Source organism: Acidimicrobiales bacterium (assembly GCA_036270875.1).
Classification (GTDB): domain Bacteria; phylum Actinomycetota; class Acidimicrobiia; order Acidimicrobiales; family AC-9; genus AC-9.
Genome location: DATBBR010000015.1, coordinates 15,502 through 36,704, shown reverse-complemented (window position 1 = coordinate 36,704; position 21,203 = coordinate 15,502). Strand labels below are relative to the sequence as shown.

20 protein-coding genes are annotated in these 21,203 nt (G+C 70.4%); 14 read left to right on the top strand and 6 right to left on the bottom strand.

Annotation, left to right across the window (positions count from 1 at the left end; translation table 11 throughout):
- The 5 genes from VH112_01495 to VH112_01475 all read left to right on the top strand — a co-directional run.
- A partial coding sequence (locus VH112_01495) for an alanine racemase (GenBank protein HEX4538893.1) occupies window positions 1-459 on the top strand: 459 nt, incomplete at its 5' end.
- Between the two features lie 28 nt (window positions 460-487).
- Window positions 488-1,009 carry a cell division protein SepF gene (sepF, locus tag VH112_01490; GenBank protein ID HEX4538892.1) on the top strand — a complete coding sequence of 174 codons (522 nt, stop codon included), beginning with the start codon at window positions 488-490 and terminating at the stop codon, window positions 1,007-1,009.
- 3 nt (window positions 1,010-1,012) lie between these two features.
- On the top strand, window positions 1,013-1,276 hold the full coding sequence (locus tag VH112_01485; protein HEX4538891.1) for a YggT family protein: 264 nt from the start codon (window positions 1,013-1,015) through the stop codon (window positions 1,274-1,276).
- A 53-nt stretch (window positions 1,277-1,329) separates the two neighbouring features.
- Window positions 1,330-2,277, top strand: a complete 948-nt coding sequence (locus tag VH112_01480) for a DivIVA domain-containing protein (GenBank protein ID HEX4538890.1) — start codon at window positions 1,330-1,332, stop codon at window positions 2,275-2,277.
- A 99-nt stretch (window positions 2,278-2,376) separates the two neighbouring features.
- Complete coding sequence (locus tag VH112_01475; GenBank protein HEX4538889.1) at window positions 2,377-3,501, top strand: hypothetical protein; 1,125 nt, start codon at window positions 2,377-2,379, stop codon at window positions 3,499-3,501.
- A 94-nt stretch (window positions 3,502-3,595) separates the two neighbouring features.
- Here VH112_01475 and ileS read toward each other — a convergent pair whose 3' ends face one another.
- A complete protein-coding gene (gene ileS / locus VH112_01470) occupies window positions 3,596-6,838 on the bottom strand; it encodes an isoleucine--tRNA ligase (protein HEX4538888.1) in 3,243 nt (1,080 codons plus the stop codon).
- A gap of 428 nt (window positions 6,839-7,266) precedes the next feature.
- Here ileS and VH112_01465 point away from each other — a divergent pair, with 428 nt between their 5' ends.
- Genes VH112_01465 through VH112_01455 form a run of 3 tightly spaced genes read left to right on the top strand, consistent with a single transcriptional unit; the run spans window position 7,267 to window position 9,313 of the window.
- Entirely contained in the window at window positions 7,267-7,929 is a 663-nt protein-coding gene (locus tag VH112_01465) for a TraR/DksA C4-type zinc finger protein (protein ID HEX4538887.1), read from the top strand.
- Window positions 7,890-8,393, top strand: coding sequence for a signal peptidase II (gene lspA, locus VH112_01460; protein ID HEX4538886.1), 504 nt, complete (start codon window positions 7,890-7,892; stop codon window positions 8,391-8,393). Before VH112_01465 ends, lspA begins: the two co-directional genes overlap by 40 nt.
- On the top strand, window positions 8,390-9,313 hold the full coding sequence (locus VH112_01455; protein ID HEX4538885.1) for an RluA family pseudouridine synthase: 924 nt from the start codon (window positions 8,390-8,392) through the stop codon (window positions 9,311-9,313). The genes lspA and VH112_01455 overlap by 4 nt, the downstream gene beginning before the upstream one ends.
- Before the next feature lie 50 nt (window positions 9,314-9,363).
- On the opposite strand, the gene VH112_01450 is transcribed toward VH112_01455, so the two are convergent.
- On the bottom strand, window positions 9,364-10,248 hold the full coding sequence (locus VH112_01450) for a sigma-70 family RNA polymerase sigma factor (protein ID HEX4538884.1): 885 nt from the start codon (window positions 10,246-10,248) through the stop codon (window positions 9,364-9,366).
- Between the two features lie 196 nt (window positions 10,249-10,444).
- Here VH112_01450 and VH112_01445 point away from each other — a divergent pair, with 196 nt between their 5' ends.
- Window positions 10,445-11,362 carry an ROK family protein gene (locus tag VH112_01445; protein HEX4538883.1) on the top strand — a complete coding sequence of 306 codons (918 nt, stop codon included), beginning with the start codon at window positions 10,445-10,447 and terminating at the stop codon, window positions 11,360-11,362.
- Between the two features lie 10 nt (window positions 11,363-11,372).
- Here the strand turns inward: VH112_01445 and VH112_01440 are convergent, their stop codons facing one another.
- From VH112_01440 to VH112_01430, 3 genes are read right to left on the bottom strand one after another with little or no spacing between them, the layout of a single operon-like run.
- Window positions 11,373-11,615, bottom strand: a complete 243-nt coding sequence (locus tag VH112_01440; GenBank protein ID HEX4538882.1) for a DUF2630 family protein — start codon at window positions 11,613-11,615, stop codon at window positions 11,373-11,375.
- A gap of 11 nt (window positions 11,616-11,626) precedes the next feature.
- Window positions 11,627-12,628: a trypsin-like peptidase domain-containing protein gene (locus tag VH112_01435; protein HEX4538881.1), complete on the bottom strand. Its 1,002-nt coding sequence runs from the start codon at window positions 12,626-12,628 to the stop codon at window positions 11,627-11,629.
- Between the two features lie 39 nt (window positions 12,629-12,667).
- Complete coding sequence (locus tag VH112_01430; protein HEX4538880.1) at window positions 12,668-13,192, bottom strand: hypothetical protein; 525 nt, start codon at window positions 13,190-13,192, stop codon at window positions 12,668-12,670.
- A gap of 222 nt (window positions 13,193-13,414) precedes the next feature.
- Between VH112_01430 and VH112_01425 the strand changes: the two genes are divergently transcribed.
- Window positions 13,415-14,662: a lysylphosphatidylglycerol synthase transmembrane domain-containing protein gene (locus VH112_01425; GenBank protein HEX4538879.1), complete on the top strand. Its 1,248-nt coding sequence runs from the start codon at window positions 13,415-13,417 to the stop codon at window positions 14,660-14,662.
- Window positions 14,614-15,219, top strand: a complete 606-nt coding sequence (locus VH112_01420) for a histidine phosphatase family protein (GenBank protein HEX4538878.1) — start codon at window positions 14,614-14,616, stop codon at window positions 15,217-15,219. Before VH112_01425 ends, VH112_01420 begins: the two co-directional genes overlap by 49 nt.
- 11 nt (window positions 15,220-15,230) lie before the next feature.
- Here the strand turns inward: VH112_01420 and VH112_01415 are convergent, their stop codons facing one another.
- On the bottom strand, window positions 15,231-15,677 hold the full coding sequence (locus tag VH112_01415) for an Rrf2 family transcriptional regulator (protein ID HEX4538877.1): 447 nt from the start codon (window positions 15,675-15,677) through the stop codon (window positions 15,231-15,233).
- A 39-nt stretch (window positions 15,678-15,716) separates the two neighbouring features.
- On the opposite strand from VH112_01415, the gene VH112_01410 reads away from it, so the two are divergent.
- The 3 genes from VH112_01410 to dnaE all read left to right on the top strand — a co-directional run bounded on the left by VH112_01410 (window position 15,717) and on the right by dnaE (window position 21,186).
- Window positions 15,717-16,901 (top strand): alkaline phosphatase family protein, encoded by a 1,185-nt coding sequence (locus VH112_01410; GenBank protein HEX4538876.1) that lies wholly within the window; start codon window positions 15,717-15,719, stop codon window positions 16,899-16,901.
- A 19-nt stretch (window positions 16,902-16,920) separates the two neighbouring features.
- Entirely contained in the window at window positions 16,921-17,436 is a 516-nt protein-coding gene (locus VH112_01405) for a bacterial proteasome activator family protein (GenBank protein HEX4538875.1), read from the top strand.
- A 114-nt stretch (window positions 17,437-17,550) separates the two neighbouring features.
- Complete coding sequence (gene dnaE / locus VH112_01400) at window positions 17,551-21,186, top strand: DNA polymerase III subunit alpha (GenBank protein ID HEX4538874.1); 3,636 nt, start codon at window positions 17,551-17,553, stop codon at window positions 21,184-21,186.
- Window positions 21,187-21,203: the final 17 nt, after the last annotated feature.

The following is a 21,203-nucleotide window of genomic DNA, read 5'->3' as shown; positions in this document are numbered from 1 at the left end:
CTCGCCCCCCGCTGGCACTTCATCGGGGCCATCCAGCGCAACAAGGTTCGGTCGCTAGCGCCGCTTGTGCACCTCTGGCACGGGGTCGCGCGCGCCAGCGAGGGCGCAGAGATCGCACGCTGGTCTCCTGGCGCGGCGGTGCTCGTCCAGGTGAACGTGAGCGGCGAGGCGACGAAGAACGGGGTGCCTCCGGACGAGGCGGCCGCGCTCGTCGTCCGCCTGCGCGAGCTCGACTTGGATGTGCGGGGGCTGATGGGCATCGCCGCCCAAGGTTCGACGGACGCGGCCCGGGGCGAGTTTCGGATGCTCGCCGACCTGGCCCGCCACCTGGAGCTCGCCGAGCTGTCTATGGGGATGAGCGAGGACCTGGAAGTGGCGGTGCAGGAGGGCGCGACCATGATCCGGGTGGGGCGGGCCCTGTTCGGTCCCCGCCCATCGCGCTCCGGGCTGCGAGAATAGGCTCAGAGGGAGCCAGAAGGAGGCGTCGATGGCTTCGTTTGTTCGACGAACGATGATCTATCTCGGCTTGGCCGATGACGAGTACGAAGACTACGACCACTACGAGGAGCCCAGGGCAGCGGCCCCGGCCCGTCGTCAATCCCGCGTGTACTCGCAAGCCGAGCCCGAGGAGTCGACTCCCGGCACGATTCGGACGCTGACGCGGGAGGAGGTGTCACCGGCTCAGGTGCCCGACGACCGGCCCACGATCGTGCGCCCGATCGCACCTGACAAGGCGCCGCGTGTCCACGTCGTCGCTCCCGCCCGGTTCTCCGACGCCCAGGAGATCGGCGATCGACTGAAGGACGACCAGCCGGTGATCGTCAACCTTCAGGTTGTCGACCGGGACCTGGCCCGTCGCATGATCGATTTCTGCAGCGGGCTCGCGTACGCGCTGAGCGGGTCGATGGAGAAGGTGGCCGACCAGGTGTTCCTGCTCACCCCGTCGGACGTCGAGGTGTCACCGGAGGAGCGTCAGCGCCTGCAGGAGCGCGGCCTGTTTCGCTCCTGACCCGTGACCGCCAAAGGCATCATCGCCTGGGTCCTCCAGGCGTACGTCATCATCATCTTCGCTCGGGTCATCCTCAGCTGGTTCCCGATCACTCCGGGCACGCCCCTCGCATCCGCGGCGAGGGTCTTGTACAGCCTCACCGAGCCGGTGCTGGGTCCGATCCGCCGGGTCCTTCCCCCGATGCGTCTGGGCGGCATGGGTCTCGACCTCTCGCCGATCATCGTGCTGATCGGGCTGCAGATCGTGTCCCGCGCTGTCCTCGCCTGACGATCCGCGACCATCCGCGCCCTGGTCAAAAGCCGTCGGTACCATGATCGTTCATGGATATTGAGGTCTCAGCGAGAACACTTCGAGAGGTTGAGTTCCGAGAGAAGCTACGGGGCTACAACCAGGACGATGTCGACGAGTTCCTCGAGCGGGCGGCGGCGGGGGTCGAGCTGCTGCACGACCGTCTCCGGCAGGCCATGGAGCGGGCCATGCGCGCCGAGCAACGCGTCTCCGACCTTCCCGACGACGACGATGCGCTCCGGCGCACGCTCGTGCTGGCCCAGCGGACAGCCGACATGGCCGTGAAGGAGTCGCAGCAACAGGCTCGAGAGACGCTCGTGAGCGCGCAGACCGAGGCGCGGGCCATGGTCGCCGAGGCGGAGGAGCGCGCCCGGCGCACCACCGAGGAGGCCGAGCGCGAGCTGCGTGAGGAGCTGGTCCGGCTCGAGAGCGCCCGCCAGCAGATGCACAAGGACATCATCCTGCTCGAGCGGCATGTCGAGGAGGAGCGGAGCCGGATGCGGGCTGCCCTCTCGAACGCCGCCGCCTGGGTGGATCACAACCTCTCGGCCATGGCGCCGCCGCCGCCGTTGAGCGAGGTGGACGTCCCCGCTCCGCCGCCACAGCCGAGTGAGCCGTCCGAGGACGGTCTCAACGGTGACGGTGGCGAGCCCGACTCGGGCGTGGCCGACGAGGGCCCCGCTGACGACGATCGCCAAGCTGACGACGATCGCCAAGCTGATGACGATCGCCCGACCATCGTGGTGGGGGCTGGCTCCCCTCCCGGTGGCGCCCCTCCGGGTGGCTCCCCTCCGGGTGGTGCCGGGCCGCAGGAGCGTCCGCCAGGGCCGGGAACCGGTGTATTCGACGCTGAGCAGTGGGAGAGCACCGACGAGGACAATCCGACCCGGATCATCCGGGTGCAGGGTGCCGCTGACGAGCACACACCGACGCGCGTTATCCGGGGCCAGGGCCCCGCAGGGGGTCGTGGGCAGGTCTAGAGCCCCTGGTTCTAGAATATGTAGGTGCGATAGACAGATGGCGTGGCCGGGCGCTGCGCCTCGGCTCCCCCCACGAAGGCTCCCTGGGATGGTGGCTCGGTGTTGCTTCTTCTGACCGTTGGCCTCTTGCTGATCGGCCTGGTCACCCTGGTGATCGGTTTCCTGAACAGCTCGCTGGCCTTGGACTACATCTCGATTGCTGCAAGCGCACTGTCCTTCGCGCTCGTGCTGCTCTTCACCCGCCTCGGACGGGCCCGGTCGGCCCGGTCGGCCGCCGCCCGCGGCTCCCAGGCGCCGGCGCCCCTGGCCCAGAGCGACACCGGCGCCATCGAGCTCGACCACCGCGACTCGCTCGCTCCCGAGACGGCGACGATCCCCAGGGCGTCAAGGGGCGCGAGGGCAGCGGAGCCGACCTCCCAGGTGTTCGATGCGCCCCCGTTGGAGGAAGTCGACGAAGAGGACGAAGAGGACGAAGCGGTCTGGGAGCCCCAGGCTCCGCCGCCTCCGGTGTCGGCCCGCTCGGCCCGCTCCGCCCGCGGTCCGTCGCCCTACGAGCGTCCGTCGGCGCCCGTGGCTGACGTCCGTCCGCCGGCAGCCCCTGACCCCCGCGATCGGTACGAGGACGATCGATTCGAGGACGACGGCGACGCCAGCCGCGCCGATGTCCAGGAGTACGACGATCTGGAGTTCCCCATCGCGGACTACGACGAGCTCCGGGTGGGCGAGATCCTGCCGCTGCTGGAGGAGCTCGAGCCGGACGAGGTCGAGGTCGTCAAGGATCGCGAGATGTCGGGTCGCAAGCGGGGCGTCGTCCTCCGCAAGCTGGACGAGCTGACCGGCGCGGTCGGGGCCGCCCCTGCCGCTCGCCGCCCGGCGGCGCCGGTCCCGAACGGGACCCGCCAGCGCCAGCCGGTCGAGCGTCCTGTCGACGACGGCTACAACGACGAGCACGCGGGCTACGACGAGCACGATGGCTACGACGACGCCGAGCAGCAGTACGACGACGGGGGTCGTGACGATCGTCACGTCGACTTTCCGATCGCCGACTACGACGATCTCCGCCTGACCGAGATCCTTCCCCTGCTTCCCCAGCTGGAACCGATGGAGCTGGAGCTCGTGCGGCAACGAGAGCTTCAGGGGGAGCGGCGAGCCACCCTGCTCAACCGCATCGACGCCCTGATCGGGACGGGTGCGGCCCGGGCGCCCGCTCGCCAGAGCCGCTGACCCAGAGCCGCTGACCCAGAGCCGCTGACCCCGCCGGGGAAGGCCTCAGCGCACGGCAGCTCCTGAAAGGGCCGATCGACGGTCGGCCGCCGCCTCAGCCGATGCGGCGCAGGCCGATCCCCACCGATCGAGCCCGCCCGACCTGGTGACGGGCGCGGTAGTCGAGGCCGGAGGAGTTGGCGCTCGAATCGTCGACCGGCGCCATCTCCAGCTCGTCGGCGAGGGTCTGCTCCATCAGATAGCGGCGGTGTGACTCCACCGCGGCACGGGCCTCGTCATCGAGATCGAGCGCCAAACGAATGTGGTCAGCGACGTGGAGACCAGCATCGCGGCGCGCCATCTGCACGGCGCGTACGAGGTCTCGCGCCAGCCCGAGCCGGGCCAGGGCCGGCGTGACCTCGAGATCGACCGTCACCACCCCGTCGTTGCCGGGCAGGCTTCGACTGGCGACCTCATCGCGTGGCTTGAGCCGCACAGTGAACTCACCTGGGTGGAGCACGGTGCCGGCGACCTCAACCTCGTCGGCCGACACCCGCGACCAGTTGCCCTTTCGCGATGCCGCCAGCACCGTCTGGGTATCGGCGCCCAGCCGCGGTCCGACCACCGACGGATCGACGGCGAGGATGAGCTCCCCGGCATCGTCCACCGCCTCGGACAGGTGCACCTCGCCGACGTTGACCTCGTCGGCGATCAGGCCGACGAAGGGCTCGAGACGGCGCGCGTCGCGCGCGGCAACCGTGAGGGAGGCGAGCGGCAGCCGGGCGCGGCGGTCGTTGGCCTTGCGCACCGAATGGGCCGCCGAGGCCACTTCGCGCACCAGGTCCATGTCGGAGACGAGGCCAGGATCGGCGGGGAGGGCGTCTCGTCCCGGCCAATCGGACAGGTGGACGCTGCGCTCGCCCGTCAGGCCCCGGTAGACCGCCTCGGTGACGAGGGGGAGCAGGGGCGCGGCCACCTGGCACAGGACCTGAAGGACCGTGGCGAGTGTGTCGTAGGCGTCCCGCTTGTCGCGGTCGGACTCTGGATCGTCGCCGACCGGCTTCCAGAACCGGTCGCGGCTTCGTCGGATGTACCAGTTGGTGAAGGCGTCAAGAAAGCCGGCGATGGCTGCACAGGCGCCCGGCAGGTCGTCGGCGTCCATCCTGGTCGTGACTGTGTCCACCAGCGCTGCGGTCTTCGCCAGCGCATAGCGGTCGAGCACCCCGCTGGCGTCGGTGCGCCAATGGCCCCGGATCCCGTCGGTGTTGGCGTAAAGGGTGAGGAAGTACCAGGCGTTCCAGATGGGGTTGAGGACTTGGCGTACCGCATCCGAGAAGCCCTTGTGGTCGACCATCTGGTCCTGGCCCCGAAGCACTGACGAGGACAGCAGGAACCAGCGCATGGCATCGGCCCCGTAGGTGCTGAACACCTCGTTGGCCTCCGGGTAGTTGCTGAGGCGCTTGGACATCTTGCGGCCGTCGTTGCCCAGCACCACCCCGTGGGCGATGCAGCTCTTGAACGGGGGGCAGTCGAACAGCGCCGTCGACAGCACGTGGAGGGTATAGAACCAGCCTCTGGTCTGGCTCACGTACTCCACGATGAAGTCGGCCGGGAAGTGTGACTCGAAGCGCTCCCGATTCTCCATCGGATAGTGGAGCTGGGCGTAGGGCATCGAGCCCGACTCGAACCAGCAGTCGAGCACGTCCTCGACCCGGCGCATCGTCGACGAGCCCGTGGGGTCGTCGGGATTGGGTCGGGTGAGGGCGTCGACGGCCGGACGGTGAAGGTCGGTCGGCCGCACGCCGAAGTCATGCTCGATCTCGTCGAGGCTGCCGTAGACGTCGATCCTGGGGTACCTGGGGTCGTCGCTGGTCCACACCGGGATCGGCGCGCCCCAGAACCGGTTGCGGCTGATGGACCAGTCCCGAGCCCCCTCCAGCCATTTGCCGAAGGCGCCGTCGCGCACGTGGGTGGGCGTCCAACGGATCTGCTGGTTGAGCTCGACCATCCGGTCCCGGAAGGCCGTCACTCGCACGAACCAGGAGCGGACGGCGCGGTAGATCAGCGGTGTGTCGGTTCGCCAGCAGTGCGGGTAGCTGTGGACGTAGCGCTCCCGCGCGATCAGCGCACCGGAGGCGGCGAGATCGTCGATCACCACGTCGTTGGCGTCGAGCACCTGGAGGCCGGCGTAGGGGGGCACCTCGTGGGTGAACCGGCCCCGGTCGTCGACCGGAGTGACGACGGCGATGCCGTTGGCTTCGCAGACCCTCTGGTCGTCCTCCCCGAAGCCAGGAGCGGCGTGGACGATGCCGGTGCCCTCCTCGGTGGACACGAAGTCCCCGGCCAGGACGCGAAAGGCCCTTGGGGCGTCGGCGAAGAAATCGAACAGCGGTCGGTAGGTCCGCCCCACCAGCTCGCTCCCCTTGACCGTGCCGACCGGCACGGCATCGCCCAGCAGGCCGGCGTAGGCCTCGGCCCTCGCCGCGCCGACCACGTACCTCGCCCCGTCGAGATCGAACACGGCGTAGTCGACGTCGGGCCCGACCACGAGGGCCAGGTTGGACGGAAGTGTCCAGGGCGTCGTCGTCCACACCAGGACCCGGAGCGGTTGTCCGGGTCCGAGCGGGCCTGCGGGCTGCGATCCCTCGCCCGTCCCGGCCCCATCGGCCCCATCGGCATCGTCGGCATCGAGCTCGAAGGCGACGGTGACCGCCGGGTCCTCCCGGGGACGATAGGCGTCGTCCTGGCGGGTCTCGAAGTTCGACAGGGGCGTCTCGCACTCCCAGCAGTAGGGCAGGACGCGGTAGCCCTCGTAGATCAGGCCCTTGTCCCAAAGCTGCCTGAACGCCCACAGGACGCTCTCCATGTACGGGAGGTCCATCGTCTTGTAGTCGTCGCTGAAGTCGACCCAGCGAGCTTGGCGGGTCACGTATCGCTCCCACTCGTCGGCGGTCCGCAGGACCAGGGAGCGGCAGTGGTCGTTGAACCGTTCGATGCCCATTGCCGTGACGCCGCCACGACCGGAGACGCCGAGCTCCTTCTCGGCGACCATCTCTGCTGGGAGGCCGTGGCAGTCCCAGCCGAAGCGCCGTTCCACCCGTCGGCCCCGCATGGTCCGATAACGCGGAACGGCGTCCTTCACGAAGCCGGTCAGGAGGTGGCCGTAGTGGGGAAGCCCGTTGGCGAACGGTGGCCCGTCGTAGAAGACGTACTCGTTGGGTCCCGCCTCTCTGGCCGCCACCGAGGCCGCGAACGTCCCGTCCGCCTGCCAGAACTCGAGGATCCGCTCCTCGAGGGCGGGGAACTCGGGCTGCTGCTCGACCTGTGGGTACGGTGCCCCGTCGGGCTCGGACGCCATGGGACCACAGTAGGCGGGACCAGTCTGAGCTCCTGGCGAGTTTCCCGGCTTCTGGCGGCCTCGTGTCGCAGGCCGGAACCGATCGCCTCGGGCGGCCGTTCCGGCGAGGTCGTTGCCGAAGCCTGCCTGGTCAGGTACGATCCGACGCCCTCGGCGACTTCTCAGGACCGAGCTTCATGCCTCGAACGTCACGTTCATCCAACCCGGCCCGACAGGCGGGAACCCGAAAGGGAGCCCCCGCATCGGCTCGAGCGTCCGCCCCGGCTGCCCGGGCGAGCAAGTCCGCCGGAGCTGGCCCGGCGACCGGCAAGGGCCAGTCCACGGCGCGGAACCCACCCGCACGAGGCACCGCGGCCGGCGCGGGAGGCCGGCCCACCGGCAAGGCCGATGCCGCCGGCACCAAGTCCGGGCGGGGGCGGGGAGCTTCCGTGGCGGGCAAGGGCCAGCGGGGGGCGGGACCGGCGGCCACCACGTCCGCCACCGCCAAGCGGGGAGGCGCCCGGGTGGCGACGGGGCGCGCCGGCAGCGGCGTCCAGGCGAAGGCCGGCGCCAGCGCCCGAGTGCCGGCCAAGGCCCCAGCGAGCCGGGCGGCGGCACCAAAGCTGAGCCCCACACGAGGGGCAGAGCGGGGGGCAGCAGCGAAGACCCTTGCTCGCCGGGGGGGATCCGGGACCCCGGCCGGCGCCGCGGCCAGGGCCCCGAAGACTCGGCCCCGGAAGGTCACGGACAAGTTCCTGCTGGAGCAGCAGGGGCTCTTGCTTGCCGAGCGGGCGACCTATCTCGAACAGGCCGAGGCCCTCAAGGCCGAGGCTGACTCGCTGGCTCAGGACATGGAGCCCGGCGACGTGCAGTTCGACGAGGAGTCTGGCGAGGGGGGGACGGTCACCGTCGACCGCGAGCGGGACCTGGCCCTGTCGGCGCAGGCGAGGGCGGCCATCGAGGACATCGACCACGCCCTGGCCAAGATCGAAGCCGGCACCTACGGCCTGTGCGAGGGATGCGGCCAACCGATCCCGAGGGCCCGGCTCAAGGCGTTGCCCCAGGCCCGTATGTGCGTGACCTGCAAGAGCGGGGGGTTGTCGCGGCGCTGAGCCGGGACTGGTCTCGCCCGCGCCTTCAGCTGATCATCGCGGGGACGGCGGCAATCGTCGTCGCCGTGGACCAGCTGACCAAGTCGCTGGCAGTGCACTTCCTGAGGGACGCTCCGGTGCACCTGGTCGGTCCGGTGCGGCTCGCCCTCACCTTCAACTCGGGTGCGGCGTTCAGCCTGGCGCGCGGCCTCACGACCGAGCTGGTGATTGTCGCTGTGGCGCTGATCGCCGTCGTCGTGGTCCTGGGCCGGTCGGCCTCGACGACGGCGACGGCGATCGCGGTTGGCCTGATCCTCGGTGGTGCGGTCGGGAACCTGGTCGACCGACTGGTGCGGTCCAACGGGGGTTCCGTGATCGACTTCATCGACCTTCGGTACTGGCCCACGTTCAACGTGGCCGACGCCTGCATCGTGTGTGGTGCGATTCTCCTCATCTTCGCCGGCTACCGCAGACGAGCGCCGTGAAAGCCTCCATCCCGGCGGCGCTCGCCGGCGAGCGCGTCGACCGGGCAGTGGCGCTCCTGGGCGGCTTGACGCGAGCGGAGGTGGCCGAGCTGGTGCGGGCCGGCCGCGTCCGGCTCTCGGGCGCTCCGGTGTCGACCCGCAGCCGCCGGGTGGCCGGCGGCGAGGACCTCGAGGTGGACCTGCCGTCTCGCGGACCGCCGTCCGGAGTCGGTGCCGACCCGAGCGTGGACGTACGGGTTGTCCACGCGGACGGCGACATCGTGGTGGTCGACAAACCTTCGGGCCTCGTCGTCCATCCCGGTGCCGGCCACCCCTCGGGCACGCTCGTCCAGGGGCTGGTGGCCCGATTTCCGGACCTGGCCGACGCCGGCGCGGGTGATGCCGGCCGTCCGGGCATCGTCCAGCGCTTGGACAAGGGCACGTCCGGTCTCCTCGTGGTGGCGCGGACTGCCGATGCGTACCGCTCGCTGGTCGAACAGCTCAGCGGTCGGCCCCGGGCGATCGAGCGCCGCTACCTCGCCCTGGTCCTCGGTTCCGTCGACGCCGACGCGGGCGAGGTCGAGGCGCCGATGGGGCGGTCGGAGCGGGATCCCACCCGGATGGCCATCTCCCGCCGGGGTCGACCGGCGCGCACGGCGTATCGCGTCGAAACCCGGTACCGGCTCCCGGCGGAGGCGACCCTGGTCGACTGCCGGCTGGACACGGGCCGCACCCACCAGATCCGGGTGCACCTGGCCGCCATCGGGCACCCGGTGGCGGGCGACGTGCGCTACGGGGGCGCCGAGCCCAGGCTGGAATTGGAACGACCGTTCCTGCACGCCCATCGGCTGAGCTTTGACCATCCCCGCACGGGAGAGCGTCTCGGCTTCACGTCGCCCTTGCCCGCTGATCTGACGGCCGTATTGGCGACACTGTCCTAGACCGGCCTGGGCCCGAGCCCGCTGAGTCCCCCTGCCCGATCCCAGGGGGGTCAGGCGGCGAGCAGGAGGGACTCGAGCTCGGGGAACGTGGCCAGCCGGCGGAGGGCGTCGCTCTCCACCTGGCGGGCCCGGCGGACGCCGATACCCAGGCGTCGGGCCGTGTTCTCCAGTGATGCGGGTTGGCCCGTGTCGAGCCCGAACCGCAGCCAGAGGACGTCACGCTCGAGGGGGCTGAGGCTCTGGACAGCCTGTCGGAGCTGCTCGCGCCCGATGGCCGAGTCGACCTCCTCCTCGAACGGCTCTCCGGCCGGTGCGACCAGCTCGCCCAGGCTCGTCTCGGAGTCCGGTCCCACGGTCTGGTCGAGGCTGGCCACGACCCGTGCCGCCTGGCGCAGATCCGACAGCTGGCTGAGCGAGACGCTGGCCGCCTCGGCCAGCTCCTCGTCGTCAGGCTCCCGTCCCAGCTCCACGGCCAGCTCCCGACGGGCGGTGTCGACGCGGCGAGCGCGCTCGGCGGCGTCCATCGGCAGGCGGATGGACTGCCCGGTGTTGTGGACCGCCCGCTGAAGGGCCTGACGGATCCACCATGTGGCGTAGGTGGAGAACCGGAAGCCCCGACGCCAATCGAACTTGTCGACGGCCCGCATGAGGCCGAAGGTGCCCTCCTGGACGAGATCGCCCAGGTCCACGCCCCGGTCCTGGTACAGGCGAGCCCAGTGCACGACCAGACGCAAGTTGGCCGTGATCATCCGCTGCCTGGCCTCGTCATCGCCGGCCTCGATGCGCTGGGCCAGCTCCACCTGCTGATCGGCCGTGAGCAGGGGATATCGGGCCAGGTCGTCGAGAAAGAGCCCGACGGCATCTCCCAAGGGCGCGGATGACCTCCGCGTCGCATCCTTGGTGGCGGTATCCCGTGCGGTAGCGATGATCTTCACTCCTCTCAAAATTCTTACCTGTAGACCTAAACGCCCCAAGTGCCCTGGCCATTCCGGCCCGAGACAGAAGCCCCCTGCCTACGCCCACGAGGTTGCGTCTTCGAGCTGATCGCCGAACCGACCCGCCGCCCCGGCCGCCCATATGGCCCCTCGGGACCGCTTGCTCAGTCTTACCCATTGCGGTTGGATCGCGCTCGTGGTTTCTGGTCCAGATTCTCGGACCGACAGCGGTGAGTCCGGATCGGGCACGCCGCGTCGAGCCCGTCCGGCCCCGAAGGCCGGCCGGGGAGCCCGGCCCGAGGGTAAGGCCGGCCCGGGAGGCCGGCGCAAGGGGGCCGGAGGCCCCACCACGCTTGCCGTCGACATCGGGGGCACGGGCATCAAGGCCTCGGTGCTCGACCCCGAGGGCGCCATGCTGGTCGACCGGGTAAGGGTGAAGACTCCCCATCCCTGTCCACCAGACGTGCTCGTCGAGGCCGTGCTCGGGCTGGCCGAGGGGCTCCCGCCCTTCGACCGGGTGTCGGTGGGCTTTCCCGGCATGGTGCGGCGAGGCATTGTCATCACCGCGCCCAACCTGTCGACCAGCGGTGGCCTCGGCACCCCCGTGCTCGAGCAGTTGGTGGAGGCCTGGAAGGGATTCGATCTGGCCGCGGTCCTCGAGCAGCGGACGGGCAAACCCACCCGGATCGTCAACGACGCCGATCTCCAGGGCCTGGGAGTGGTGAACGGAGAGGGCCTCGAGTGCGTGATCACCCTGGGCACGGGGATGGGCAGCAGCTTCTTCCTCGACGGCGAGCTGGCCCCACACCTCGAGCTGGCCCACCACCCCTTCCGCAAGGGCGAGACCTACGAGCAGCAGGTGGGGGAGGCGGCCCGCCTTCGGATCGGCAACAAGCGGTGGAGCCGGCGGGTGGCGGTGGCGGTCGAGACCCTCGACGCGCTCATGCTGTACGACCGGCTCTATGTCGGCGGGGGCAACGCCAAGCACCTCAAGGTCGACCTGGGGGAGAAGGCCACCCTGGTCGGCAACACCGGCGCGATCCTCGGCGGCCTGCGCCTGTGGGACTCGCCGCGCCGGGGTGCTCAGGGACGCTCGGCGACGCCGCGGCGGTAGCCCTGCTGGTTCACTGGCGGTAGTGCTCGACGGTGTCGGTGTCGCGCTCCTTGGCCTCGTCGGGGTCGAGGCCCGCGTGCCGTCGAGCCCGCCGCTGGCGCAGCAGGTCCCAGCACTGGTCCAGGCTGACCTCGAGGCTGGCGAGACGGCGCTCCTGGGCCTCGTCGAGACCGTCGGCCCCGGCCGTCTCGAGCAGGGTGTGCTCCTCGCCGACCAGGCCGCCGATGTGCTCGAGGATCTCGTTGTCGTCCACGAGCCCCCGGTCTACTCCACCAGCTCCACCGGTGTCACTGAGATCTCGACCACCCGGTCGTCGCGGAGTGTGCGTAGGACCACGGCGCGGCCGATGGCATCGCCGATCATGAGCTTCTGCAGGTCGCCGGCCGACTCCACGTCGTTGTCGTCGATGCTGAGGATCACGTCCTTGGGCCGTAGGCCGGCTCTGGCGGCGGGGCTCCCATCGACGACCTCGGCGACCCCGACGCCGGCATCGCGCCCGAGGACGGCGCTCTGGCGGGGCGGAAGGGCTCGAAAAGCGCCGGCGATGCCGATGTAGGCCCGCCGGAAGCGGCCTTCGCTCATGAGCGCGCCGATGATCCTCCTGGTCGTGGCGTTGACCGGCACGGCGAGGCCCAGGCCGATCCCGGCCACGGCCGTGTTGATGCCGACGACCTGACCTCGGCTGTCGGCGAGGGCGCCCCCGGAGTTCCCCGGGTTGAGGGCGGCGTCGGTCTGGATCACGTTCTCGACGATCCTCGTTGCGCTCCCCGCCCTCGTCGGCAGGGACCGCCCCAACCCGCTCACAACGCCGGCGGTCACCGAACCGGACAGACCGAGTGGGTTGCCGATCGCCACGACCAACTGGCCGACCCGTAGCCCGTCGGCGTCACCGAGGACGGCGGCGCTCAGACCGGACCCCCTGGCGCGGACGACGGCGAGGTCGGAGAGCCGGTCCGTTCCGACGACCTCGAGCTCGAGCTCCCGGCCGTCGTTGAAGCTGGCGGTGCCGTTGCGGCTCCCGGCGACCACGTGGGCCGAGGTCAGCATGAAGCCGTCCGGGGTGATGGCGACACCGGTGCCCGCCCCCTCGGTTGCCTCACGGCCGCCGCGTCGCGCGGACCGCCCGACGCGGAGGCTGGCCACCGAGGGCAGCAGCTTGGCCGCCACCGACGTGACGACGCCCGAGTAGGCGTCCAGGGCGTGCTCGCCGAGGGCGTCAGGCTGGTTGTCGAGCAGGTCGCCAGATGGGATATGAGGTTCGGTCATCCGCGCTCCTCTCAGAGGGTCTCAGATCGTCCAGAGGTCTCAGATCGTGGTGGGCCCCTCGCCCCGGACCCGATGCACGTGCACCAGGGCGTCGCGGAGGTCGGTCAGCCAGTCCGTCTCGTGTCGCCCCACCAGGCGGACGCACCAGGCCAGGGCGTCGCTGCGGCTACGGGCCACACCCGCCGCCACCAGGATGTCGAGTACCGCCCGCTCGCCCATGCGGAGCCTGGTCATCACCGGGACGCTCATGGTCGTGAAGAGCTCGTAGGACTCGCCGCAGCGCGCCCCCCACGAGACCTTGCGACCAAAGGTGTGCTCGGCCTCCTGGGCCGTACGCATCCTGGCGTCGCGCGTCTCCTCCCGGAACCCCCGGATCTGGGCGACCCTGGTCGCCGCCCTGGCCGCCTCGGTCGCGCCGCGTTCGGGGGGAGGCTCATCCAGGACCCCGACGATCAGGATCTCGTCATCGTCCACGTTGACCTCGGGTGCGGTGGCGAACCAACCCCGGGGGACGTGCTGGACGACCCAGCGTTGGATGCGCTCGGACTCTGCTTTCGGTGCCATGCTCTTACAAGATTACACCGTAGCGGGCGGTCGGCCAGCGATCAGTGGAGTGTCGTCGGCAGGGCTCCGCCCGACCCCACCCGGCCGCACCCAGCGCGCCTGGCCGGCTGGGATATTCGGCGGTCCTAACGGAGCGAGCGGATACCCTTTGGTGGTGGGCGGTCAACGGCGCCTGGCCTTGGGGACCGGCCCGTCGGGGCGTCGCTGCTGGCAGGTTCCCTGATGTCGGTCGAACAGGAGCGCCGCCGGGCGCGGGGCGTATGGCCGACCATGCGGCGCCATCGACCCGGATCTCCGCCGGGGTCGTCGCCGGACGAGGGTGGGCCGCCAGGCCGACGGCGGGGCTGGGTGAAGTGGGTCCGCAGGGCGCTGGCCGTCGCCGTTCTGATCGCTGCCGTCGTGGCTGCGAGCACCCAGACAAAGCGACTCGAGCAGGGTGCCGACCTGCTGGCGCACATTCGCTGGGGCTGGCTGGTCGTCGCCATAGTCTTCGAGCTGGCTTCGCTCGTCGTCTTCGCCAGGCTCCAGCGCTGGCTGTTGCACGCCGGCGGCGTGCGCCTGGGCTTTGGTGCCCTGTTCGAGATCACGCTGGCCGGCAACGCATTGGCGGTCACGCTGCCTGGCGGCGCGGCGTGGGCCGCGGTCTTCGCGTACGAGCAGCTCCGGCGCCGCGGTGCCGACCGGGTCCTGGCCGAGTGGGTGATTCTCGTCGCCGGCGCCCTGTCGAGCTTCGCCCTCTTCTGCATCCTCGCCACCGGCATCTGGGTGGCCGGCAGCCAGGGCCCGGTCGCCAGCCTGCGGTGGTTGGCCGCGGCGCTGGCGGCCATACCCGTGGTGGCCGCGGCGGTCGGCATCGTCGTCCACTACTCCCCCAGGGCCCGAGCGCGGGGCTTGACGCTTCTGGCGTCGATAGAGCGGCTCGTTCCGCGCGGCAATCGCGCTGCCGACCTGCTTCGGCTGTTCTGGTCACGCGTCAGGCGGGTGCGCCCGGGGCTGACCGGGTGGATGGTCGCGTTCGCCCTGGCCATGGCCAACTGGCTCTGCAACTGCGCCACCCTCATTGCGTGCACGCTGGCCCTCGGTGCGCACGTGCACTGGCGGGGCGTGCTCGTCGCGTACGCCCTGGCCCAGATCTCCGCCAGCCTGCCGATCACACCGGGCGGGATCGGGGTGGTCGAGGGCAGCCTGACCTTCGCCCTCATCGCCTACGGGCAGAGCGCCAGTGAGGCCGTGGCCATCGTGCTGCTCTACCGCATCGTCAGCTTCTGGGGTGTCGTGCCCCTGGGCTGGATCTCGTGGGCCTACCTGGCCCTCCAGCAGCGTCGGGGCCGGCGCCACGGCAAGCACCATCCGTGGGCCGTCCACAGTCGCCAGCGCCAGCGCCCTGACCGCCAGACCGATAGGGGTGACGACCACGGTCGATCGACACCGCCGGCGACCCCGCCGCTCACCCCCTGGAACGCAAACTGACGATCACCCTCGTCCGCCACGGCCAGACGGAGTGGAGCCTGTCCGGGCGCCATACCGGGCGCACGGACGTTCCCCTTACCGAGACGGGTCGACGTCAGGCGATGCAGGTGGGGACCAAGCTCGCCAACCGGCGATTCGCGCTGGTGCTCACGAGCCCGGCGTCGCGCGCCGTGGACACCTGTCGACTGGCGGGAATGGGCGAGGGCGAGCGATCCGACGACCTGCTCGAGTGGGACTACGGCGCTTACGAGGGCCGAACGACCGACGACATCCGCGCCGAGCGCCCCGGCTGGCTCTTGTGGCGGGACGGCGTGCCCGACGGCGAGCAGCCCGCTGACGTCGCCCGGCGAGCCGACCGGCTGATCGCCAGGCTCCGAGGCGTCTCGGGGGACGTCATCTGCTTCTCCCACGGCCACATCCTGCGGATGCTGGCCGCCCGTTGGGTGAACCTCGGCCCGGACGGGGGCAGCCGCCTGGCTCTGGACACCGCCACGATCAGCGTCCTTGGGTACGAGCGGGAGGTCAGCGTTGTCCGATTGTGGAACGAGGCTTCCTAGCGCGGTGCCGGTCAGGTGAGCGGGGCCAGGGGCGCAGCCCACCCCCGGGACCGGGAGACCATGTCCGCGAGGGTGAACGAGTCGAGGTGGGATCGCATGTGCTTGCCCACCTCGGACCACACCCCGAGCAACACGCACTGGCCCTCGTGGTCGCAAGCGCCGTTCTGGTGGGGCGCGCCGAAATCTCCGGCCACGATCGGGCCGTCGACGGCGCTGACGATCTGGCCGAGTGTGATCTCGTCGGCCGGGCGGGCCAGCACGTAGCCCCCGCCCACTCCGCGCTTGGAACGCACCAGGCCGGCGCCCTTGAGGGCGAGCAGGATCTGCTCCAGATAGGGCTGGGGCAGGCCGGTCCGCTCGGCGAGATCGCGCACCGACGTCGGTCCGTCCTGGCCAGTGTGCAGCGCGAGGGACAGCAGCGCCCGGCTGGCGTAGTCACCCCTTGTCGACACCTTCACGTGTTCCATGGTAGGGCCCCTGGGCGTAAGGTCGCTGTAGTGGAGGCCGAGCCGACTTCGAGGGCGATGGGGCGGGAGGACCGGCCCCTCGCCAGCGGTTCGCTGCAGCCAGCACTGTCGGCTCCGACCCCCGTGCTTCCGACCTACGGAGGGGCCTGCCTCTCCGGCCTGGCATGCGCCCTCCTGGATCGTCGCCGTCACGAGGCTCCCCCGTGGATCCCCGAGCCGGTGCGGACGGCGAACCAGGTGGTCCTGCTGGTGCTCGACGGGTTCGGCTGGGAGCAGTTCCTCGCCAGACCCCATCTCGCCCCGACGATGACCTCCTTGACCGGAGGGCCCATCACGTCGGTCGTGCCGACCACGACGGCGACAGCGCTCACGTCGATCACGACGGGCCTGACCCCGGCGGAGCACGGTGTCGTCGGCTACCGGGTACACGTGGGCGAGGGCGAGGTGATGAACGTCCTGCGCTGGAGGACCGAGGCTGGCGACGCCCGGACCAAGGTTCGCCCGCCCGTCTTCCAGCCCGCACCGGCCTTCGCCGGCAGGCGGGTGCCGGCGGTGACGCGGGCGGAGTTCGTCAGCACCGGCTTCACCGCCGCCCATCTCGCAGGCTCTCCGATCCGAGGCTGGCGCATGCCTTCCACCTTGCCGGTCGAGGTGGCTCGACTGTTGGCTGACGGCGAGCCCCTCGTGTACGCCTACTACGACGGGATCGACAAGGTCGCCCACGAGTGGGGGCTCCACGCCCACTACGAGGCGGAGGTCGCGGCCGCCGACCATCTCGTGGCCGAGGTCTTGGCTGTCCTGCCGGCCGGTGCGGCCCTGCTGGTCACCTCCGACCACGGTCAGGTGGACGTCGGCGACAAGACGATCACCTTGTCGCCCGAGATCATGGGCGGGGTGACGCTGCTCTCGGGCGAGGGCCGGTTCCGCTGGCTGCACGCCCGGCCCGGGACGGTTGATCGTCTGGCCGAGCAGGCGACGGCGGAGTACGGCCACGTGGCCTGGGTGCGCACCCGGCACCAGGTGCTGGCCGAAGGGTGGCTGGGGGGAATGCCGGTCCCCGAGGTCGAGCAGCGCCTCGGCGACGTCGCCCTGGTCGCGCGTGCTCCCGTGGCCTTCCTGGACCCCGCCGACACGGGTGAGGTCCGCCTGGTGAGTCGGCACGGCTCGCTGACATCGGCCGAGATGTTGGTGCCACTGCTGGCGCGCCAGGCCTGATCCGAGCTAAGGATCGTTCATGGCTCCCGACACACCCGACCGTCCGCCGAACGTCGTCATCGTGCCCGGCCCCGACGGCGGCAGCGCGGCCACCCCCGAGTCTCAGGCCGGAGCCGGCGGCGCCGTCGAGCCGACCGAGACCGTCGCCCAGCCGGCCAAGGTCATGCGCATCGGCTCGATGACCCGCCAGCTGCTCGACGAGGTCCGCCAGGCCCCCTTGGACGAGAAGAGCCGGACACGTCTGCGGGAGATCTACGAGACCTCGATCCGCGAGCTGTCCGACGGGCTCTCGCCCGACCTGGCCGCCGAGCTGGACCGGATCTCGCTTCCGTTGGAGGCCACCACGCCGAGCGAAGCCGAGCTTCGGATCGCCCAGGCCCAGCTGGTCGGCTGGCTGGAAGGACTGTTCCAGGGCATCCAGGCGACCCTGTTCGCCCAGCAGATGAACGCCCGCTCGCAGCTGGAGGACATGCGCCGGCGCCAGCTGCCCGCCGGCGAGGAGCCCGCGGGCTCTCGCCCTGGCACCTACCTCTGACGCCACCTCGTGCGGGGCGGCGAAGCCGCCTGGAAAAGCGGTAGGGTGAATGACAGCGATGTAACTCTTGTCCACAGGGCTGTGGACGACGGGGCCCGAGTCGAGGAGGCGCACGTGGCGGGCGGAGCTGGAAGGGACTCGTTCGCCCACCTTCACGTGCACACCGAGTTCTCCATGCTCGACGGGGCTGCCCGGGTGAAGGACCTGGTGGCGGCGGCGGCGGCCGACGGGCAGCCGGCCCTGGCCATCACCGACCACGGCAACATGTACGGCGTCCTCGACTTCTACAAGGAGTGCCAGTCCCAGGGGATCGTCCCCATCGTTGGCATCGAGGCCTACATGGCGGCCACCAGCCGCCACGAGCGACCGGTGCGGCGGGGCCGGGTGGACGACACCGGCGGCGACGTGGAGGGAGGGGAGAAGCTCTACTACCACCTCACGCTCCTCGCCGAGTCCACCCTGGGCTACCGCAACCTCATGCAGCTCTCGAGCGCCGCCTACCTCGAGGGCTACTACTACCAACCCCGTCTCGACTGGGAGCTGCTCGAGCGCCACCACGACGGCGTCATCGCCACCACCGGATGCCTCGGCGGTGTCGTCCTCCAGACCCTGCAACGGGGCGACCTCGCCGGCGCCACGGCGCTGACCGGGCGACTCCAGGACATCTTCGGGCGCGAGCATCTCTTCGTCGAGCTCCAGGACCACGGGTTGGAGCTGCAGCGCAAGACCAACGCCAGCCTCATCGACATCGCCCGCCATGTGGGGGCACCGCTGCTCGCCACCAACGACAGCCACTACACCCACCGCGACGACGCCATGGCCCACGATGCGCTCCTCTGCGTCCAGACCGGGGCGATGCGCGACGACCCCAAGCGGTTCCGGTTCGAGGGCGAGGAGCACTACCTGAAGTCGGCGGCGGAGATGCGGACGCTGTTCCGCGACTGGCCCGAGGCCTGCGACAACACGCTCTGGATCGCCGAGCGGGCTGCGATCGACATCGAGTTCGGCAAGCCCAAGCTGCCCGAGTTCCCCGTGCCCGAGGAGTTCTCCGCCGGCGGCGGCGAGGCCGCTACCGCCGCTTACCTGCGTCACCTGAGCATGAGCGGCGCCGAGGAACGCTACGGGCGGCCGATCCCGACAGCGGTGATCGAGCGGCTCGACTTCGAGCTCGGCGTCATCGCCGACATGGGGTTCTCGGCTTACTTCCTCGTCGTGTGGGATCTCATCCGCCACGCCCGCTCTTCGGGCATCCGCGTCGGGCCCGGCCGTGGCTCGGCCGCCGGCTGCTGCGTCGCCTACTGCCTGCGCATCGTCGATCTCGATCCCATCCATCACGACCTGCTGTTCGAGCGCTTCCTCAATCCCGGCCGCCGGGAGATGCCCGACATCGACATGGACTTCGACGAGCGGGCTCGGGGGGAGATGATCCGCTACGCCGCCGAGCGCTATGGGTGGGACCACGTCGCCCAGATCGTGACCTTCTCGACCATCAAGGCTCGGGCCGCGGTTCGGGATGCCGCTCGGGTGCTCGGCTATCCCTACGCCGTTGGGGACCGCATTGCCAAGGCCATGCCCCCGCTCGTCATGGGTCGGGACACCCCGCTGGGCGCCTGCCTCGAGCCTCGGGACGGGCACGACGACGGGTACAAGATGGCGACTGGGCTCCGGGAGATGTACCAGAGCGATCCCGACGCCCGTCAGGTGATCGACGTGGCCAAGGGACTGGAGGGGCTGCGCCAGCAGGCGGGCATCCACGCGGCCGCCGTGGTCATCACTCGCGAGCCGCTGACTGAGCACCTCCCGATCCAGCGCAAGCCGGATCCCTCCACTCCTGCCCAGGACGCACCGATCGTCACCCAGTACGAGATGCACGGTGTCGAGGAGCTGGGCCTGCTCAAGATGGACTTCCTCGGTCTGCGCAACCTGAGCGTGATCGAGCGGGCGCTCGATCTGGTCGAGCGCTCCCAGGGCCACCGCCCCGACGTCGATGCGCTCCCTCCCGACGACGAGGCGACCTTCGCGATGCTCAAGCAGGGACGGTCGGTCGGGGTCTTTCAGCTGGAGGGCGCGCCGATGCGGGCGCTCATGCGCTCCCTCGCTCCCAGCCGGTTCGAGGACGTCGCCGCCCTCGTGGCCCTCTACCGGCCGGGGCCGATGGCGGCCAACATGCACAACGACTACGCCGACCGCAAGTGCGGCCGCAAGCCCATCACCTACCTGCACCCCGATCTCGAGGACATCCTGGCGGACACCTACGGGCTGATGATCTACCAGGAGTCCATGATGCGCGTGGCCCAGCGCTTCGCGGGCTACAGCCTGGCCGAGGCCGATCGCCTCCGAAAGGCCTGCGGCAAGAAGATCCGGTCCCTCATCGCCGCTGAGCGGGAACAGTTCGTGGCCGGCTGCGAGCGCACTGGTTACGGCTCCGCCCTCGGCACGGCGCTCTTCGATCTCATCGAGCCGTTCGCCGACTACGCCTTCAACAAGAGCCACTCCTATGGGTACGGCCTCGTCGCTTACCAGACGGCATGGCTCAAGGCCAACTACCCGGTCGAGTACATGGCCGCCCTGTTGACCAGCGTCAAGGACGACAAGGACCGTACGGCGGTCTACCTCGGCGATTGCCGAGCCCACCGCATCCAGGTGCTCGTCCCCGATGTCAACGTGTCGGCGTCGGACTTCACCGCGCAGCCAGGGTCCGAGGATGGCCCGGGGGCCATCCCCTTCGGGCTCTCGGCCATCCGCAACGTCGGCGAGGGGCTCGTTGCCCAGGTCGTGGCCGAGCGGGACCGGGGCGGTCCGTACCGGGACTTCTACGACTTCTGCGACCGGGTGGACCCGACAGTGCTCAACAAGAGGACCGTCGAGTCCCTCATCAAGGCGGGGGCGTTCGACTCGCTCGGCCATCCGCGCAAGGGCTTGTGTCTCGTGTTCGAGCAGGTGGTCGACCGCACCCTGGCCCGCCGCCGTGAGGCCGAGCTCGGCATCATGAGCTTGTTCGCCTCGATGGGCGACACGGGGGCCGGTAACGGCTCGGCGACAGACGGCGGGACGGGCGGGCCGACGGTGGGTTTCGACGACTCCAGGGTTCCCATCCCCGAGGTCGAGTTCGACAAGGCCCAGCGGCTGTCGTTCGAGAAGGAGATGCTCGGCCTCTACGTGAGCGACCACCCGCTCATGGGCGTGGAGGCGGCGCTGGCCAAGCACACCGACTGCACGATCGGTGAGCTGCGAGAGGTCGCCCCGGGGGGAGGGAACGCCTATCGGGACGCCGAGGTTCGGGTGGTCGGGGGTGTCGTCACCAACCTGGTGCGCAAGTACACCAAGAGCGGCGACCAGATGGCCACCTTCGTTCTCGAGGACCTGGAGGCCACGATCGAGACCTTCGTGTTCCCGGGCGCCATGCGGCAGTTCGGCGCCCTCCTCGAGGAAGACGTGGCGGTGTGTGTCAAGGGGCGGATCGACACGCGCGACGACCAGCCCAAGCTGGTGTGCATGGGTCTCACCCGGCCGCAACTGGTCGCCGACGACGGGCCCCCGCTGCGGATCTGTCTGCCGCTGCCCAGCCTCACCGACTCGCTGCTGGCGGGCCTCAAGCAGTTGTTGGTCGACCACCCGGGTCCGTCGCCGGTGTTCTTGCACGTGGGGGAGAAGGTGATCCGCCTTCCGGACGAGCTCAACGTCGACGCTCGATCCGGCGTGGTCGCCGAGGTGCGGGTCCTGCTCGGCCCCAACGCCGTAGTCAGCTGAGCACGATGCCCGCGTGC